Annotated in this window: 1 protein-coding gene; it reads left to right on the top strand. The window is 76.3% G+C overall.

All coding sequences use genetic code 11. From position 1 onward, the window contains the following. A partial coding sequence (locus ACYVE9_RS30465) for a helix-turn-helix domain-containing protein (RefSeq protein WP_461031077.1) occupies positions 1-468 on the top strand: 468 nt, incomplete at its 5' end. Positions 469-539 lie beyond the last annotated feature (71 nt).

Here is a 539-nt window from a genome sequence, read left to right as displayed (position 1 = left end):
GCCGAGCTGCTGCGCCGGGCCACGGCGGGCTGGACGGGCGCCATCGGCCCGCCGGTGCCGCTCTCCGAGGCCGCGAAGTCGCTGCGCTGGGCGCAGTCGGCCGTCGCCCTGATGGAACGCGGCCTGCTGCCCGGCGGCGGCCTGCTGCACTGCACCGAGCACACCGAAGCGCTGGTGCTGCTGCCGCCGGCCGAACTGATCGACGACCTGGGCCGCCGTCTGCTGGCGCCGCTCGTCGACTGCGGTCCCACCCACTCCCGCCGTCTGGCCGAGACACTGCTCGCCTGGCTGGAGACCCGGGGCGGCGCTCCCGAGATCGCCACCCGCCTCGGTGTGCACCCGCAGACGGTCCGCTACCGGCTGCGGCAGATCCGCGAGCTGTGGGGCGACGGCATCGACGACCCCGACATGCGCTTCGCCATGGAGCTCGTGCTGCGCGCCAAGCGGTTGCGCGGCGAGCTGGCCTGAGTTCCCGCGGGGCACCTGCCTGCCGCCGGCGCCAGGCGGCGGTGCCCGGTCGCGGGCCGGTGAGCGGGTCA

Source organism: Streptomyces sparsus (assembly GCF_054776295.1).
The sequence above is the reverse complement of the archived record's forward strand: the minus strand, read 5'-3'. Positions and strand labels throughout refer to the sequence as shown.